Below are 15429 nucleotides of genomic sequence, written 5' to 3'. Positions count from 1 at the left end.
GTTTCTCGCCCCACTACGGGATTTTTGATTGGGGATTTTTGATTGAGGATTGCTGCATTCGCGATCGCCCGCTGCTACCTCAGAAACCGGGTTTCTGCGTAGATTTCTAGTTACCCAACCTAAATTTTTCCAAGAAACCCGGTTTCTAGCCCCCCCTACGGGATTTGAGATTTGAGATTTTAGATTGGGAATTGGGGATTGGAGATTTGAGATTGCTAAAATCCTCTATTGCGGTTGAGATCGATCCTCCACCCTCAACTTAAGTATTTATAACTAACTTTTCCTACGTCCAACCTAAAACTGACCGTCTCAAATTTAATCGCTCTCCACCGTAAACTTAAGTATTTATGACTAATTTTCTCTCTCTCCCCAATCTAAAATCTCAAATCTAAAATCTAAAATCTCCTCGATCCCCAGCCGTTACCCCTGCATCCTTCGCCACTTTTGTTTGATAAGATATGTTACATAAAATTTCCTAATGTAAAGTGAAATAAACAATACTTATGATGATTAAAAGAATATTAAAATTTCAGTGCGCCACTTTATTGATATATTTCTAAGAGCCTGCGATCGGGCAAAAAAATTAAGCGAATACTAGGAAGCGAGATATGGCTTACGCGCAAACCCAAACTCAATCAAAGGCTGGGTATAAAGCCGGAGTTCAAGACTATAAACTAACGTATTACACACCGGACTACACGCCGAAAGATACAGATATTTTGGCAGCATTCCGCGTCACACCTCAGCCTGGAGTTCCCCCAGAAGAAGCTGGAGCTGCTGTAGCCGCTGAATCTTCCACCGGTACATGGACGACTGTTTGGACTGACCTCCTCACCGACCTCGACCGCTACAAAGGCCGTTGCTACGACATCGAGCCAGTTCCCGGCGAAGACAACCAATACATCTGCTTCATCGCTTATCCTTTGGATTTGTTTGAAGAAGGTTCTGTCACCAACTTGCTGACCTCTTTGGTCGGTAACGTGTTCGGTTTCAAAGCTCTGCGCGCTCTCCGTTTGGAAGACTTGCGGATTCCCATTGCTTACCTGAAAACCTTCCAAGGCCCTCCTCACGGTATTACCGTTGAGCGTGACAAATTGAACAAGTACGGCCGTCCTTTGCTGGGTTGTACAATTAAGCCCAAATTGGGTCTGTCTGCTAAGAACTACGGCCGCGCCGTTTACGAAGTTCTACGCGGCGGTTTGGACTTCACCAAAGACGACGAAAACATCAACTCCCAACCGTTCATGCGTTGGCGCGATCGTTTCTTGTTCGTTCAAGAAGCTATTGAAAAAGCACAAGCAGAAACCGGCGAAGTCAAGGGTCACTACCTGAACGTAACCGCCCCTACCTGCGAAGAAATGATGGAGCGGGCTGAGTTCGCTAAGGAAATCAAAACCCCCATCATCATGCACGACTACCTGACCGGTGGTTTCACTGCAAACACCACCTTGGCCAAATGGTGCCGCCGCAACGGTATTCTGTTGCACATTCACCGCGCTATGCACGCTGTGATCGATCGTCAAAAAAACCACGGTATCCACTTCCGCGTGCTTGCCAAGTGCTTGCGGATGTCCGGCGGCGACCACCTGCACTCCGGTACAGTTGTGGGCAAACTCGAAGGCGAAAAAGGCATCACGATGGGCTTCGTAGACTTGATGCGCGAAGACCACATCGAAGAAGACCGCAGCCGCGGTATTTACTTCACCCAAGATTGGGCCTCCATGCCTGGTGTCATGCCAGTTGCTTCTGGTGGTATCCACATTTGGCACATGCCAGCTTTGGTGGAAATCTTCGGCGACGACTCCTGCTTGCAGTTCGGCGGCGGCACCTTGGGCCACCCTTGGGGTAACGCACCTGGTGCAGCAGCTAACCGCGTTGCATTGGAAGCTTGCGTTCAAGCTCGTAACGAAGGCCGCAACTTGATGCGCGAAGGCGGAGACATCATTCGCGAAGCTTGCAAATGGAGCCCTGAACTGGCTGTTGCTTGCGAACTCTGGAAAGAAATCAAGTTTGAGTTCGAGGCAATGGATACCCTTTAAGGATTTTTGGTTGGAGATTTTAGGTTTTAGGTCGCAAACTTGCTGTTAAGTCTTTATCTTTGAAGAAGATTTACAAGTAAGTTTGCATCCAAAATCTAAAATCCAAAACCTAAAATTTGAGGGAGCTGGGGTCAAATGGATCTCAAACAAGTTGCGAAAGACACCGCTAAGGTGCTGGCAAGTTACCTAACCTATCAATCCGTGCGGATTGTGGTCGCTCAGTTGAGCGAAACCAATCCTCCTCTGGCAATCTGGTTGAATGACTTTTCCACGAAGGGCAAAATCCAAGATGGAGAAGCTTACATTCACGAGCTGCTGAGGGAAAATCAAGATTTAGGATTTCGGATCATGACTGTGCGAGAGTATCTGGCTCACGATGTGACGGAATTTTTGCCAGAAATGGTTTGTACTGGCATTCAACAGGCGAATATGGAACACAGACGCCAGCATTTAGAGCGAATTACGCAACTTAATTGGTCTGTTTCTAGCAGCAATCCTGAAACATCAATAGATTCTGAACCGAATCTGGATAATTTGTCGAGTTAATCGATCGACAAAAGCGCGATCGAACACACACCTTAGAGATACACAAAATGAAGACTTTAGCTAAAGAGCGTCGTTACGAAACTCTGTCCTATTTGCCCCCGCTGACAGACGCCCAAATTGCCAAGCAACTGCAATACATCTTGGATCAAGGCTACATTCCCGGCGTAGAATTCAACGAAACCTCTGCCGCTGAAATGCGCTACTGGACTTTGTGGAAGTTGCCTTTGTTTGGTGCTCGCAGCGTCCAAGAAATCATGGCTGAAGTTCAAGCTTGCCGCTCTGAAAACCCTACCTGCTACATCCGCGTCATGGGTTTTGACAACGTGAAGCAGTGCCAAGTGCTGAGCTTCATCGTGCACAAGCCTAACACCAGAGGCTACTAAGCTTTAACAGCTCTATTTTGTAGAGAAAAAGTTAGCTAAAAATTGAGGTAGGGAATTCTCCCCACCTCATTTTTTTATGCAGAAGATTCGGCGGTTGAAACCGCATCTATACAAACACTCACGCGCCTCCGCGGGTTAAAGCCAACGGTAGGGTGCGTCAGTTTAGTAATTGTCAATAATCACTCCTAATCTAATTCTGACGCACCATTTATTCCGGGTGTGCGTCAGTTGCGAGATTGTGAGTTTTTTCCGAAATCTTCCTCGCTGACGCACCCTACTACAATAACTGACGCACCATTTATTCCCGGTGTGCGTCAGTTGCGAGATTGTGAGTTTTTTCCGAAATCTTCCTCGCTGACGCACCCTACTACAATAACTAAACTTTTATAGGCGTAAGTTAGTCAACGGTAGGGTGCGTCAGTTGAGTAATCCTGAACAATCACTCACAATCGGGCTTCTGACGCACCATTTATTCCCGGTGTGCGTCAGTTGCGAGATTGTGAATTTTTCTCGAAATCTTCCTCGCTGACGCACCCTACTACAATAACTAAACTTTTATAGGCGTAAGTTAGCAGTTGCGGTAAACCGGCACGGGGAGCAATCAGACTGTTCTTAGATTCTATTACTAAAATCCAAAATTGTATATCTGCGGCGAGTTGTTTTTCTTTATTGATTGCTAAGAGATCAAATCTGCCTGCAATCGTTGTGTCTTCATCTTCTATAGTGATATTAGCAATATTTTATTGCAGACTCATCTTTAAAGGCGATCGGTAAAAGCCAGCCAATCGCATCAAAGGAAAGGTAGTCAGAGCTTGTACCAGTCCTTCTGAGACTCTTTCAAAAGAGAGGTATTCCCGAAAATCGTTGCGGATTTGTACGAGTTCGAGCTGTTCAAACTCAGTTAAGGGTTCTAATGATAATAAACTTGGATACGTTTCGTTGTTAAAGAGTTGTTGAAACTTCAAAAAATCACTAACTTCATTGAGCGTTAGATTTTTGGCATTAATAATAGCTGTCATAACTTTACAACCAATTAAGTCTCTATTGTAATTCTAACATATTAGCAAAAACAGGTTCGTAGTGAGGACTTTAGTCCTTTCCTCCAATGCTTTTAGGACGGACTAAAGTCCGTACTACGAACCTAATCGCTCTGCTCCATGACAACTCCGTCAACTATTTCATAACCCCAACTGGAATGTCTAGCTGCAAGCTCTTTCGCCATCCCGTATTCGCCCCAACTGCAAAGTTCTATTAACTGCTGAAAACCCAAATTTTTCTCGCGCTCCAATCTTTCCTGCCGCAGCTTCTCTCTTGTTGCATCCGAAGGATTAGCCCGCTCAACTCCCAGCGGATTGATATCGCTAACTCGTTTCATGTTCGCCTCCTTAAAAAGGGATAGATTCTACTATTTCACCGTCAACTATTTCATAGCCCCATTCTGGATTAGCAGCAATTTGTTTTTCAACTATACTTCGACCGAGAGCCGTTTGGTAAGCTTTTTGCAAAAAGGAAATACTGGGGATTTCGTCGGTAGTTGGTGGCTCCTGTGGTTCGAGTTTGGGCGGTTCTGCGACTGTTTCAGATGTGGATTGATTCAGGGCAAATTGCGGCGCGATCGCCCCTAATTTCTGCATCACGCTTTCTTTGGTAATTTGCGGTCTTTCGTTGAAGGAAGAGGGTAAATATGCGGTTTGTACGCCCTGGTTTTTGGCTTTGAGTGCATCATCGGCAATGCGATCGCACTTTCGCAAAAAACCCTCCCACAAATCTTTCCCCAACACCGGGTTTCTCAAGTCAGCACGAGCCTTAGACACCGCTGCTTCCAGCGGTTCGCCCTTGTGCGCGTAATACTGAATTCGCTCTTCCTCAAACGCCGGATAAGGCACTTCCGGCTCAATTTCCCACTCCCGCTTAACTTTCTGACTTTCTCCTAAAGGAATTCCGGCGATAAATTCATCCCAAAAAGTCGAGGTTAAGCCCTTTGTCATGCTATCAATAATTTTAAAAGCCCATCCCGAAGGATTGCCAAACCATAAGTTACGATCTCTGGCATATTCTTCTAAAGCTCGCTGAAAATTGTGCAATTCTTCTCGGGAATTCCAAGGGCCACTAAATTCGTAATTTGGGTTGACAGGAACGGCTATTTGCTGGCGGGGTTGGCCGAAATGTTTGTCTGTTTTGACTGCATCATTTTGGAAGGGATTTAAGAGGAATATTTCTAAAGGACGATTGTTGTTTTCGCGGATTGTTTGTGCTATAATATTTGCTGAATTAGATGTCAAAAAGTTATTAAATTTTTCCTCGAAAGCGTCAATATCGGCCCAGAGTTCGAGGGTGTCGGTGTTGGAATTTGTTGATTTTTCCTTCAGGAGCGATCGCACTTTCAGCAGCCGTCTTGCTAATTCTTGTTCTTCGGGATTTAAACCAGTGGCTTTTTCAATTTCGCTGCTAGTAGTTTTTACCCACTCGCCGGAGTTCGACTGTTGTGCTTGCCATTGCAATAATTGACACATAAAAATGCTCGCCGCGACTCCCCCGGTAATTTTCCCTAGTGTGGGATAGTAGATGGCGGGATTTCCTAAATTGCCTAAAAATATTCCTATTTTCATTTTTTATATTCCTAAATGCCTTGAATGCTAGGGTGCGCTACGGGTACCTTAGCTAATATTAGAGTGTGCCAAAGAACACATCACCTCCCAGAAACTAACATTCAGAAACTTAAGATTTTCTTTAAGCTTCTGTCTATTCCTGACTGAATGGAGATTCTAGAGGAAAGACGGGGATCGCATATTCGATCGCCTGATTGACAGGACGGAGTTACACGTAATAATAAATTGTTTACTCTACAGCTCCTCCCACAATGAATCCAGAACGCCAAGAGGCTTATTTGAACTTAATCGAGCGAGTGCTTACCTGTCCCAACGGCCAAGAACCAGAGGTTTTAAGTTCCTGTTCCGATTTAATAGATGCGGGATTTGTACAAATGCTAATCCAGATATCGGCTTCCATGGCGCGGGAAGGTGACGCAGATACTGCTAATTTTTTAGTGCAACTTGCTCGCTTGCTCGGGAAATCCTTGGGTTTGTCGCCGGATTTGGTGCCGGCTGGGTACAGCAGCGCACAGCGGTAAAGAAAAGTGCCGTGAAGCCAAGCTATCCCTCGATTAATCGTTTCGTTATATTATATTTCGCTCGGGGCGATTCCCAACCCTTTGAGATAGCTTGGTTTCACGTACTTTTTAACTTTCTCGATAGCTTTAGAGTTGATATTCAAGAGGCTCGCAAAAATCATTCACCCCAGTTTTAAATACATAAATAATCGTCGGCGTCACCAAAATCTGCGGGCAAATTTTAGCAGCAACTAAATCTCTAAAGGCTGCATTCAATTGTCCGTTCGTCAACTCTTCTTTAATCTCAGATTTGCAGATAGCAACGCGGCATCTTTTCGCCAATCCGTCCAACCAATTTTCAGATATATTCGGTTCTTGTCCGGCTTGAATTGCTAGAGATATCGCTGCATCTTCGATGTTGCCTTCGCAATCTTCGATTTCGTCTAGGGCTTTTAGCGCTGCGGGATATTCGGCTAATTGCGATCGAAATTGGGCAATTTCTTGTGAGGTAATAATCACCATAAAATTTTCCTGTGTTGTCTGCGGGCAGGATAAGTTTAGCAGTTAAAATTGATATTATAGCATTTTTTTGCTTCAGGTTGGGATTCGGCGATCGAAATTAATTAAATTTTCAACTGATCTTTGGCACTTCGCAATAGTCGGCTACGGTTTAAACCCTGGTCTCAAAGCGGAAGTCCACGCGATGAGGAATGATGTTAAAATTGACAAAAAGCGCTGCTAAAATAGGTTTGCAGGACTCATATTTCTCGGGAGTCAGGAAAAATGACAACAGTTACTTTAAACTTAGATACTGTCGAACTAACAGATGAACAGTTTTACCGTTTGTGCCAGATGAATCGAGATTGGCAATTTGAACGGACAGCGAAAGGAGAAATTATCATTATGTCACCAGTAGGCGGAGTCAGCGGCAATCGAGAAGCCGATTTAATTGGCTTAGTTTGGCAGTGGAATTACCAAACGCAGCTAGGGAGAGTGTTTAGTTCTTCGACAATTTTTCGGCTGCCGAATAACGGAGACCGTTCTCCCGATGCGGCTTGGGTTAGTTTAGAAAGATGGTCGGCTTTGACAGCAGAAGAACGGGAAAAGTTTCCGCCAATTTGTCCTGACTTTGTAATAGAATTGCGATCGCGCACAGACCCGCTGCGCCCGCTTCAGGAGAAAATGCAGGAATATCTCAACAGTGGCTTGCGCTTGGGTTGGCTGATTAATCCTCAAGACGAACAAGTAGAAATTTATCGTCCTAATCGCGATGTAGAAATTGTACAATTTCCTGTGAGTTTATCGGGAGAAGATGTTTTGCCCGGATTTGTTTTGCATTTGCCGATGATTTGATTTTATATAAAATGTTTGTAGTGAGGAATGCGAGTCCTCAGATTTGGAAGAGGACTCGCATTCCTCACTACGAACCAATTTTGTTTGTGTCGTTTGAGGCAAGATAATATTACATCATTTTTTTTGAGTTGCTAATTCTATTTTCTTGGGACAAATATCATCATCGTACCAACCAGTCAAAGCCACCGCCAAAGCATCCGCCGCATCATCGGGTTTGGGAATATAACCTAACTCCAACTCCCGCGCTACAGCTTCTTGCACTTCCGATTTGTCAGCATTGCCGCGGCCTGTCAAAGCTTGCTTAATTTGAGCGGGCGTAAACTCGAACAGCGGCACTCCGCACTGAGCTAATACTAGCGTCAAAACGCCCCGCGCTTGTGCTACAAGTATGGTATTTCCCATTTTGTAAAAGAACAGTTTTTCGGCAATTGCTAAATCTGGTTTGATCTCGTCAATTACCGCGTGCAAATCTTCGTAAATTGTTTTCAGGCGCTGTCCCATTTCCTGCTTGGGGGTTGTTTTAATTACGCCGCAGTCAATCATGGAAATCCTGTTTTGGTCTTGTTTGCCGGGGACAATTTGACAGGAAATTGCGCCGTACCCGAGATGTGCTAAGCCTGGATCTAATCCTAAAATTCGTTTTTCCATTAACCCTTATTCAGTGTTTATCTGTCCGCTCAAATTCGTTAATCGTAGTACACAAGCTGGCGCACAGATGCTCCCTTCTCAATTCTTCAATTCTTTAATATAAGACTAATTTGAAAAGTATTGCTATATAGCAATCCTAAATGATTATACTCGTTACCAGGATCTGCCTGGTAACGCAGATCCGGAGGAAGAGCCGACCTTTTCGCAGCCGAGGCTCTTCAAGAGTGACATCGGTTCCCAGGCTCTTCCTCTTAACCAGTTAACCAGTTATTGAAACTGATGAACGGATTGCTATAGTTATAGAATTTATCTGTGATTTGCATAAGTGTGGGCCGGACTAAGACTCCGCTGTTTCCCTACAGATGATATCCTCTAATTTTGGTGGTAGCAATGGTATAAGTTTGTTGGCTTTGTCAAGCAAGTCGTTTGGATCTGAGATCTTGCACGCCAGTCAATAAATGACTCTCGCTTGGGGTGGGGGCGGGTTTATTTAACCTGTCTGCACGATTTAAAGCTATTGGCTCACGGGCCCCTACAGGTTCTTGATATTGGTGCCTGATGTGAGTGGGGGCGGGTTTATTTAACCTGTCTGCACGATTTAAAGCTATTGGCTCACGGGCCCCTACAGGTTCTTGATATTGGTGCCTGATGTGAGTTAGATCGAGCTTGTTTGCTTACTTTGAAGGCTCTACCCACAGCAATTATTCTGACTCTAATGCTACGATCGCTTCACGTAAACGTGAAATTATACGGTATACCAAGCTCAATACTACTGCTAACTGGACACGGGTAATGTCAATAGCCGATCGCACATTTTTTGCTCGACTGGGGTTAAGCCCACTCGCTCTACGCGATCTGTACTCGATCTTGGGTAAGATCGGCGTCCGGTTGAGCGATCGCCCTTGAATTTGCATTGAGCACAATGTTCAGGCATACTGCATAATTAAAAAGCTTTATTTTTAGTCCATAACCCCCAACCATGAGAACTTACTACTGCGGCGAACTGCGAAGCAAACACATCGGAGAGACTGTCACCCTTTACGGCTGGGTGGATCGCCGCCGCGATCATGGCGGGGTGATTTTTCTCGACGTGCGCGATCGATCGGGTATCGTGCAAATTGTCAGCGATCCGCAACGCACCCCCGACTCATATCACGGCGCTGAGGCTTTGCGCGGCGAATATGTCGTTAAAATTACGGGTAGAGTCACCAGTCGCCCTGAAGACTCCCTCAACCCCAAATTACCTACGGGTGAAATAGAAATTTATGCTGACGAGATTGAGTTGTTGAATGCGGTACGCAAACAGTTACCGTTTCAGATTTCGACGGCGGAGAATGAAAATGTACGGGAAGATTTGCGCCTGAAATATCGCTATTTGGACTTGCGGCGCGATCGCATGAGTCGGAATTTGCAGCTTCGCCATCAAGTTGTCAAAGCTATGCGCCGCCACCTGGAAGACGTTGGGGGTTTTATTGAAGTTGAAACACCGATTTTAACGCGATCGACTCCCGAAGGTGCGAGAGATTATTTAGTACCCAGCCGCGTCAACTTGGGCGACTGGTACGCTTTGCCGCAATCACCGCAATTGTTCAAACAATTGTTGATGGTTTCGGGTATGGACAGATATTATCAAATTGCTCGCTGTTTCCGCGATGAAGATTTGCGCGCCGACAGACAGCCGGAATTTACGCAGTTGGACATGGAAATGAGTTTCATGTCTTTGGAAGAAATCATCGAATTAAATGAAGGTTTAGTCTCCCAGATTTTCCAAAGCGTGAAAGGCGTAGAGTTGACTCGTCCTTTCCCGCGCTTGACTTACACCGAAGCGATGGATCGCTACGGTAGCGACAAACCGGATACTCGTTTCGGTATGGAATTAGTCGATGTTTCCGATTTGATGAAAGATTCGGGATTTAAGGTATTTTCCGGGGCGGTGGCTGCGGGCGGAATTGTGAAAATTTTGCCGATTCCCGGCGGTAACGATGCGATTTCTAACGTGCGGATTAAACCGGGTGGTGATTTGTTTAAGGAAGCTAGCGAAGCCGGTGCGAAGGGATTGGCTTTCATTCGCGTGCGCGATAACGGCGAAATTGATACGATCGGCGCAATTAAGGATAATTTGACTGAAGTTCAAAAACAGGAATTGCTCGATCGCACTGGCGCACAACCTGGTCATTTGTTGTTATTTGCAGCAGCCGACGCCACAACTGTCAATAAGACTTTGGATAGATTGCGTTTGTTTGTCGGTAACGAATTGGGATTGATTGACAAAGATAAAATTAATCTGTTGTGGGTGACAGATTTCCCGATGTTTGAATGGAACGCTGACGAGAAGCGCTTAGAAGCCATCCACCACCCGTTTACTGCGCCGCATCCTGACGATATTCACGATTTGAAGACGGCGAGAGCTCAAGCTTATGACTTGGTGTTAAACGGCACAGAAGTGGGCGGTGGTTCTCTGCGGATTTACCAGCGGGATGTTCAGGAAAAGGTGTTTGAGGCGATCGGCTTATCGACTGAGGAAGCCTACAATAAGTTCGGGTTTTTGCTGGATGCGTTCGAGTATGGAACTCCGCCCCACGGAGGGATTGCTTACGGCTTGGATCGGTTGGTGATGCTGTTGGCTGGCGAAGAGTCGATCAGGGATGTGATCGCGTTTCCGAAGACGCAGCAGGCTGGTTGTTTGCTGACGAATGCGCCTGCTGGGGTGGATGACAAGCAGTTGAAGGAGTTGCAAGTGCGATCGACTTATACGCCAAAGTCATAATTGCATGAAACACCTTTAAATAGGTTTGTAGTGAGGACTTCAGTCCGCAAAAATTGGTTGATGCGGACTAAAGTCCTCACTCCGAACCTAAACCTGCAAAAATGATTGATGCGGACTAAAGTCCTCACTACGAACCTAGAGCTGTTTTTTGACGAACAGATGTAATTGCTAAGGCTAAAACACTTAAGGTAATTCCTAAAATCGCATAACTAGGTAATGAAAAAATAGTTACTTTCAGCAGATAAGGCAATTCTCCCGCTTTCCAGTTCCACCGCTTCCCGAGAAAGACTAACAGCCAGCGATGAATCACTGCTGTTTGCACCAAGAGACAGCCAGCTCCTAACAACCAAACAAACATTCTTTGCCGAGAAAAGGCACAATATTTAATCTGAAAACACAAATCATTTAGCAAAAAAACTACCGCAGGCGCTAGCATCACCAAACTGGTTGGCTGTGAATAGTTAATCGCAATACTCAAACAGGAAATTAGCACCATTTCAGACAAGTAAATATTTTTTGACCAAGCAGTGCGAGATTGTTCTTGGTAAAAATACCAACTCACTAAACCAACTAACACCAGAATAATCAAATCAGAAAATAGGTTAGCAACTAACGGACTGTGGGCGAAAAATCTCGGCCCCAAAACCCTTAAATCGATGCGAGTCATAGAAATATAAGGATTGTTAGATGGATCGTTCAACCATAGTGGAAAGCCACGAGTTGCATCCTGGAGAAATCCTGTTAAGGAATTGCCCGTTACAGCTAAACCGATAAATGCCTGAGAAATTACCGTGACTATCGATATACAAACTAGCTTAAACCGTCTTTTGATTAAAAAATAAGGAACAAACAAGATAACTAAGGTTGGTTTAAACATGGCGGTTCCCAATAAAACTCCTGCAAGTATCTCCTGATTTTTACTGGCAAAAATAAACATCCACAACAGCATCACGGCAATAAAACTAGCCACATTGCCAACTTGCAGGTCGAAAACGAAACCGTAGAGCAATACAATTGATATACCGCAAGTAGTTCTCAAAGCTCGTGAGTGCGACTCCAACAGAATATTTGCTCCCCACAATACCAATGCTATTGCTATCAGATGCAGCACAGTCCAGATTGTGAATGCAGTCTTCATCGGGAAATAACCCAAAAACCAAAACACAGGAATGATATTAGGTGGATACACAAAAGATGGGATAAACCCACACACTTTTGTCATCCTACAGAAACCAGCGTTAAATACCTCGACATTAAAGGGACTCAAATGCTGGTGCGCTAATTTACTGGCTACATAAAACCACTTAAAATCCCAGTAAGGCGGTTCTGGCCGATGAGTCAGATCGTAAACCAGCCAACCTGTATAACAGAGGAATCTGGTTACAATTAATACAATAATTGTTTGTAAAATAAAGTGGGCGATCGGTTGATGAAATAACTTAGTCAACCATTGCATCCGATGATGTTTTAAAAATAAAGAATTTGACCAGGCTGTTTTTTCGGTGTCAAGTCGCCAATTGTGTTTGAGAAATAAAGCGACTGCTATGATGATAATCAAATTCCACAATCCAAAGTTAATCATATTAAATTATTTCAAATAACAAATTACTGCTTGATGATATCACAACAATATTTGTTCAACTAAAGTCAGTATTTTAACCTAGAATATTGACTCCTATCCCCGGTTTATGCCTAACTCTTTTTTCTCTGCGTTCTCTGCGCCCTCTGCGGTTAATAAAAAAAATCTGATTCACCAACGCAATAGCATTACTATCAAAAAGCCCGATCGCACTTTCGCACTTTTTCCACCTACAACCCAGTTCACAGCCAAGCATTTGCGTTAACCTAGTTGACTAAAGCTCTCCCCAACATAATCCATGCTTGCCCGCATTCAAGAACTAGCAGCCACCCTCGCACCCCGTTTAACCGAAATTCGCCGCCACATCCACTCGCACCCCGAACTCAGCGGCCAAGAATATCAAACTGCCGCCTACGTAGCCGGAGTGCTCGCTTCTAGCGGAGTCCACGCGATCGAAGGAATCGGCAAAACCGGAGTCCTCGGCGAACTCAAAGGTAACAGCAGCGAGTCTCGCTGGCTGGCAATTCGTACTGATATGGACGCTTTGCCAATTCAAGAACGTACTAATTTAGAATTTTCCTCCCGCAACGAGGGAGTGATGCACGCCTGCGGCCACGATATCCACACTACGGTTGGTTTGGGCGCAGCGATGATATTGTCGGAGTTAAAAGAAAAATTGCCCGGTAACGTCCGCTTTTTGTTTCAGCCGGCGGAAGAGATTGCTCAAGGTGCTCGCTGGATGATTAAAGATGGGGCGATGCAAGATGTTGATGGCATCCTGGGAGTGCACGTTTTTCCGACGATTCCGGGCGGTTGTATCGGTATCCGCCACGGGGCCCTGACGGCGGCGGCGGATGACCTAGAATTGATTGTAATTGGCGAATCCGGCCACGGTGCGCGCCCTCACGAGGCGATCGATGCAATTTGGATTGCTTCTCAGATTATTACTACTTTGCAGCAGGCGATTAGTCGCACCCAAAATCCTTTGAGGCCTGTGGTTTTGACGATCGGGCAAATTAGCGGCGGGCGAGCTCCAAACGTAATTGCCGATCGCGTAAAATTATTGGGCACGGTGCGATCGCTACATCCAGAAACCCACGAAAAACTACCGGCTTGGATCGAACAAATTGTGTCCAGCGTCTGCGCGACTTACGGCGCTAAGTACGAACTTACCTACAAGCGCGGCGTGCCCGGAGTCCAAAACGATCCGAAACTGACGCAATTAGTCGAAGGTGCGGCTTTAGAAGCTTTAGGGCGATCGCGCGTTCAAATTTTACCAGAACCATCCCTCGGCGCGGAAGATTTTTCGATGTATTTAGAACACGCGCCGGGAACCATGTTTCGCTTGGGAGTGGGGCTGACTGACAAACCGAATTATCCCCTGCATCACCCGCAATTTGAGGTGGATGAAGCCTCCATTGTGACCGGCGCTGTCACCTTGGCCTATGCTGCTTGTCAATATTGGAAACAGCAAGCAAGCCAGTAAGTGATATCGTTTCCGTTCAATTACCCAAAATTAAGATAGGTTCGTAGTGAGGACTTCAGTCCTTTTCCAAATTAGAGGACTGAAGTCCTCACTACGAACCTGATTCATTCACCGGCAATCCTAATTTAGAAATTTTTATGAACCTAGATTTCGATAAATTATGCAATGCCTGCAACCCCAGTCACTCCCTCGTATTAGGCAATGCCGAAGACCAACAATATTATATTGATTTTGCCCAAGTGCGCGGCGGGAAAATTATTAACATACTCAAACGGACAATTAGCCGTTTATCACCAGACAAACCGACTTGCCAATTGTTTACCGGACACATTGGTTGCGGCAAATCTAGTGAATTGTCGCGACTGCAAAAAGAGTTGACAAAAGAGGGATTCCATGTGGTTTATTTTGAGTCAACACAAGACCTCGATGAAATGGATCTCGATTTGACAGATATCATGTTGGCGATCGCGCGTCGAGTCGCCCAAAGCTTGGAAGAGGACAAGATTGCCTTGCAGCCCCAGGGTTTTAGAGCTTTCTTAAAAGGTAGTTGGGAATTTTTGCAAACCCCGATCACGCTAGAAGCTGAAGGAGAACTTTTTGGCAGCAAAGTCAAGGGCAGTACAGACGGAGAGTTGGAAGTTTCCTTGCCTTTAGGCATCGCAAAAATTACTGCCCAAACTAAAAGTAATCCTGATTTGCGATCGAAACTGAGACAGTACATGGAACCGCAAGCTAATAAAATGTTAGAATTGATTAATCAAGAAATTATTGAAACAGCAATTAATCAACTCAAGCTGCGTGGCAAAAAAGGATTGGTGGTAATTGTTGACAACTTAGACCGAATAGTTTCTCGACCGAATGCAGCGGGGCGAATGTTGCCAGAATATATCTTTATTGACCGGGGAGATCAGTTGCGAAAACTGAATTGCCATTTAGTTTATACGCTGCCGCTGGGATTGACTTTTGGCAATGAAAGCGAAATCTTGAAAAATCGCTTGGGGGGCGGAGTTGACCCGAAAGTTTTGCCGATGGTGCCAGTAAAGAATAGAGACGGTAGCGAATGTGTTGAGGGGATGGATTTGCTGCGGCAGATGGTGATGTCGCGGGCTTTTCCAGATGTATTGCCAGAGGAACAAATCGCGTTAATTACCCAGGTTTTTGACAGTCCTGAAACTTTAGATAGATTGTGCCGAGTCAGCGGCGGTCATTTGCGAAACTTGATGGGGATGCTGTTTGGTTGCTTGCAGCAAGATGACCCTCCAATTTCCCAAGATGTGTTGCAATCGGTGATTCGCAGTTCTCGCGACAGTCTGAGTCGCGGTATTGATAACTATGAGTGGGAGTTACTGTTTAAGGTGATGCAGGAACAAAGCATTAACGGGGATAAAGAATACCAAGATTTGCTGCGGAATCTGTGGGTGTTTGAATATGTGGACACTCAAGGAAATTGGTTTGCGCTGAATCCGCTGTTGATGGAAACTGACAAATTTAAGCTGTGGCAGCAGCAAAATTGTTGAGA

General features: G+C 45.2%; 14 protein-coding genes. 8 read left to right on the top strand and 6 right to left on the bottom strand.

Annotated features, from left to right (window positions below; translation table 11 throughout):
- The first annotated feature begins 608 nt into the window (after positions 1-608).
- The 3 genes from QUB64_RS00310 to QUB64_RS00300 all read left to right on the top strand — a co-directional run bounded on the left by QUB64_RS00310 (position 609) and on the right by QUB64_RS00300 (position 2968).
- On the top strand, positions 609-2039 hold the full coding sequence (locus tag QUB64_RS00310; protein ID WP_293295583.1) for a form I ribulose bisphosphate carboxylase large subunit: 1431 nt from the start codon (positions 609-611) through the stop codon (positions 2037-2039).
- Between the two features lie 135 nt (positions 2040-2174).
- The gene (gene rcbX / locus QUB64_RS00305) at positions 2175-2585 is read left to right on the top strand and encodes a RuBisCO chaperone RbcX (RefSeq protein WP_333270761.1); all 411 of its coding nucleotides are present in this window, start codon (positions 2175-2177) and stop codon (positions 2583-2585) included.
- Between the two features lie 47 nt (positions 2586-2632).
- Entirely contained in the window at positions 2633-2968 is a 336-nt protein-coding gene (locus QUB64_RS00300; protein ID WP_293295580.1) for a ribulose bisphosphate carboxylase small subunit, read from the top strand.
- A 740-nt stretch (positions 2969-3708) separates the two neighbouring features.
- Here QUB64_RS00300 and QUB64_RS00295 read toward each other — a convergent pair.
- The 3 genes from QUB64_RS00295 to QUB64_RS00285 all read right to left on the bottom strand — a co-directional run bounded on the left by QUB64_RS00295 (position 3709) and on the right by QUB64_RS00285 (position 5577).
- A complete protein-coding gene (locus tag QUB64_RS00295) occupies positions 3709-3987 on the bottom strand; it encodes a hypothetical protein (RefSeq protein WP_333270757.1) in 279 nt (92 codons plus the stop codon).
- A 122-nt stretch (positions 3988-4109) separates the two neighbouring features.
- Positions 4110-4343 carry a hypothetical protein gene (locus QUB64_RS00290; RefSeq protein ID WP_333270754.1) on the bottom strand — a complete coding sequence of 78 codons (234 nt, stop codon included), beginning with the start codon at positions 4341-4343 and terminating at the stop codon, positions 4110-4112.
- A gap of 10 nt (positions 4344-4353) precedes the next feature.
- The gene (locus tag QUB64_RS00285; protein WP_333270752.1) at positions 4354-5577 is read right to left on the bottom strand and encodes a hypothetical protein; all 1224 of its coding nucleotides are present in this window, start codon (positions 5575-5577) and stop codon (positions 4354-4356) included.
- Between the two features lie 251 nt (positions 5578-5828).
- On the opposite strand from QUB64_RS00285, the gene QUB64_RS00280 reads away from it, so the two are divergent.
- The gene (locus QUB64_RS00280; RefSeq protein ID WP_332942907.1) at positions 5829-6098 is read left to right on the top strand and encodes a hypothetical protein; all 270 of its coding nucleotides are present in this window, start codon (positions 5829-5831) and stop codon (positions 6096-6098) included.
- Positions 6099-6224: 126 nt separating this feature from the next.
- Here QUB64_RS00280 and QUB64_RS00275 read toward each other — a convergent pair whose 3' ends face one another.
- Positions 6225-6599 (bottom strand): hypothetical protein, encoded by a 375-nt coding sequence (locus QUB64_RS00275; RefSeq protein ID WP_333270750.1) that lies wholly within the window; start codon positions 6597-6599, stop codon positions 6225-6227.
- A 261-nt stretch (positions 6600-6860) separates the two neighbouring features.
- Here QUB64_RS00275 and QUB64_RS00270 point away from each other — a divergent pair, with 261 nt between their 5' ends.
- On the top strand, positions 6861-7430 hold the full coding sequence (locus tag QUB64_RS00270) for a Uma2 family endonuclease (RefSeq protein ID WP_333270747.1): 570 nt from the start codon (positions 6861-6863) through the stop codon (positions 7428-7430).
- Positions 7431-7544: 114 nt separating this feature from the next.
- Here QUB64_RS00270 and ruvC read toward each other — a convergent pair whose 3' ends face one another.
- Positions 7545-8078 carry a crossover junction endodeoxyribonuclease RuvC gene (ruvC, locus tag QUB64_RS00265; protein WP_333270743.1) on the bottom strand — a complete coding sequence of 178 codons (534 nt, stop codon included), beginning with the start codon at positions 8076-8078 and terminating at the stop codon, positions 7545-7547.
- A 979-nt stretch (positions 8079-9057) separates the two neighbouring features.
- Here ruvC and aspS point away from each other — a divergent pair.
- Entirely contained in the window at positions 9058-10845 is a 1788-nt protein-coding gene (gene aspS / locus QUB64_RS00260) for an aspartate--tRNA ligase (RefSeq protein WP_333270741.1), read from the top strand.
- Positions 10846-10972: 127 nt separating this feature from the next.
- Here the strand turns inward: aspS and QUB64_RS00255 are convergent, their stop codons facing one another.
- Entirely contained in the window at positions 10973-12427 is a 1455-nt protein-coding gene (locus QUB64_RS00255; RefSeq protein WP_333270738.1) for a glycosyltransferase family 87 protein, read from the bottom strand.
- Positions 12428-12722: 295 nt separating this feature from the next.
- On the opposite strand from QUB64_RS00255, the gene QUB64_RS00250 reads away from it, so the two are divergent.
- Together QUB64_RS00250 and QUB64_RS00245 are read left to right on the top strand one after the other, a co-directional pair.
- On the top strand, positions 12723-13910 hold the full coding sequence (locus QUB64_RS00250; protein WP_333270736.1) for a M20 family metallopeptidase: 1188 nt from the start codon (positions 12723-12725) through the stop codon (positions 13908-13910).
- A 137-nt stretch (positions 13911-14047) separates the two neighbouring features.
- Positions 14048-15427, top strand: coding sequence for an ATP-binding protein (locus QUB64_RS00245; RefSeq protein WP_333270733.1), 1380 nt, complete (start codon positions 14048-14050; stop codon positions 15425-15427).
- Positions 15428-15429 lie beyond the last annotated feature (2 nt).

Source organism: Microcoleus sp. Aus8_D2, assembly GCF_036702665.1.
GTDB lineage: Bacteria > Cyanobacteriota > Cyanobacteriia > Cyanobacteriales > Microcoleaceae > Microcoleus.
Note: the sequence above shows the minus strand (reverse complement) of the source record. Positions and strands in the feature narration are given on the sequence as shown.

Excerpts from the sequence above, each read along its gene's own strand:
- QUB64_RS00310 (WP_293295583.1), top strand. The coding sequence starts at position 609 with ATGGCTTACGCGCAAACCCAAACTCAATCAAAGGCTGGGTATAAAGCC.
- rcbX (WP_333270761.1), top strand. The coding sequence starts at position 2,175 with ATGGATCTCAAACAAGTTGCGAAAGACACCGCTAAGGTGCTGGCAAGT.
- QUB64_RS00300 (WP_293295580.1), top strand. The coding sequence starts at position 2,633 with ATGAAGACTTTAGCTAAAGAGCGTCGTTACGAAACTCTGTCCTATTTG.
- QUB64_RS00295 (WP_333270757.1), bottom strand. The coding sequence starts at position 3,987 with ATGACAGCTATTATTAATGCCAAAAATCTAACGCTCAATGAAGTTAGT.
- QUB64_RS00290 (WP_333270754.1), bottom strand. The coding sequence starts at position 4,343 with ATGAAACGAGTTAGCGATATCAATCCGCTGGGAGTTGAGCGGGCTAAT.
- QUB64_RS00285 (WP_333270752.1), bottom strand. The coding sequence starts at position 5,577 with ATGAAAATAGGAATATTTTTAGGCAATTTAGGAAATCCCGCCATCTAC.
- QUB64_RS00280 (WP_332942907.1), top strand. The coding sequence starts at position 5,829 with ATGAATCCAGAACGCCAAGAGGCTTATTTGAACTTAATCGAGCGAGTG.
- QUB64_RS00275 (WP_333270750.1), bottom strand. The coding sequence starts at position 6,599 with ATGGTGATTATTACCTCACAAGAAATTGCCCAATTTCGATCGCAATTA.
- QUB64_RS00270 (WP_333270747.1), top strand. The coding sequence starts at position 6,861 with ATGACAACAGTTACTTTAAACTTAGATACTGTCGAACTAACAGATGAA.
- ruvC (WP_333270743.1), bottom strand. The coding sequence starts at position 8,078 with ATGGAAAAACGAATTTTAGGATTAGATCCAGGCTTAGCACATCTCGGG.
- aspS (WP_333270741.1), top strand. The coding sequence starts at position 9,058 with ATGAGAACTTACTACTGCGGCGAACTGCGAAGCAAACACATCGGAGAG.
- QUB64_RS00255 (WP_333270738.1), bottom strand. The coding sequence starts at position 12,427 with ATGATTAACTTTGGATTGTGGAATTTGATTATCATCATAGCAGTCGCT.
- QUB64_RS00250 (WP_333270736.1), top strand. The coding sequence starts at position 12,723 with ATGCTTGCCCGCATTCAAGAACTAGCAGCCACCCTCGCACCCCGTTTA.
- QUB64_RS00245 (WP_333270733.1), top strand. The coding sequence starts at position 14,048 with ATGAACCTAGATTTCGATAAATTATGCAATGCCTGCAACCCCAGTCAC.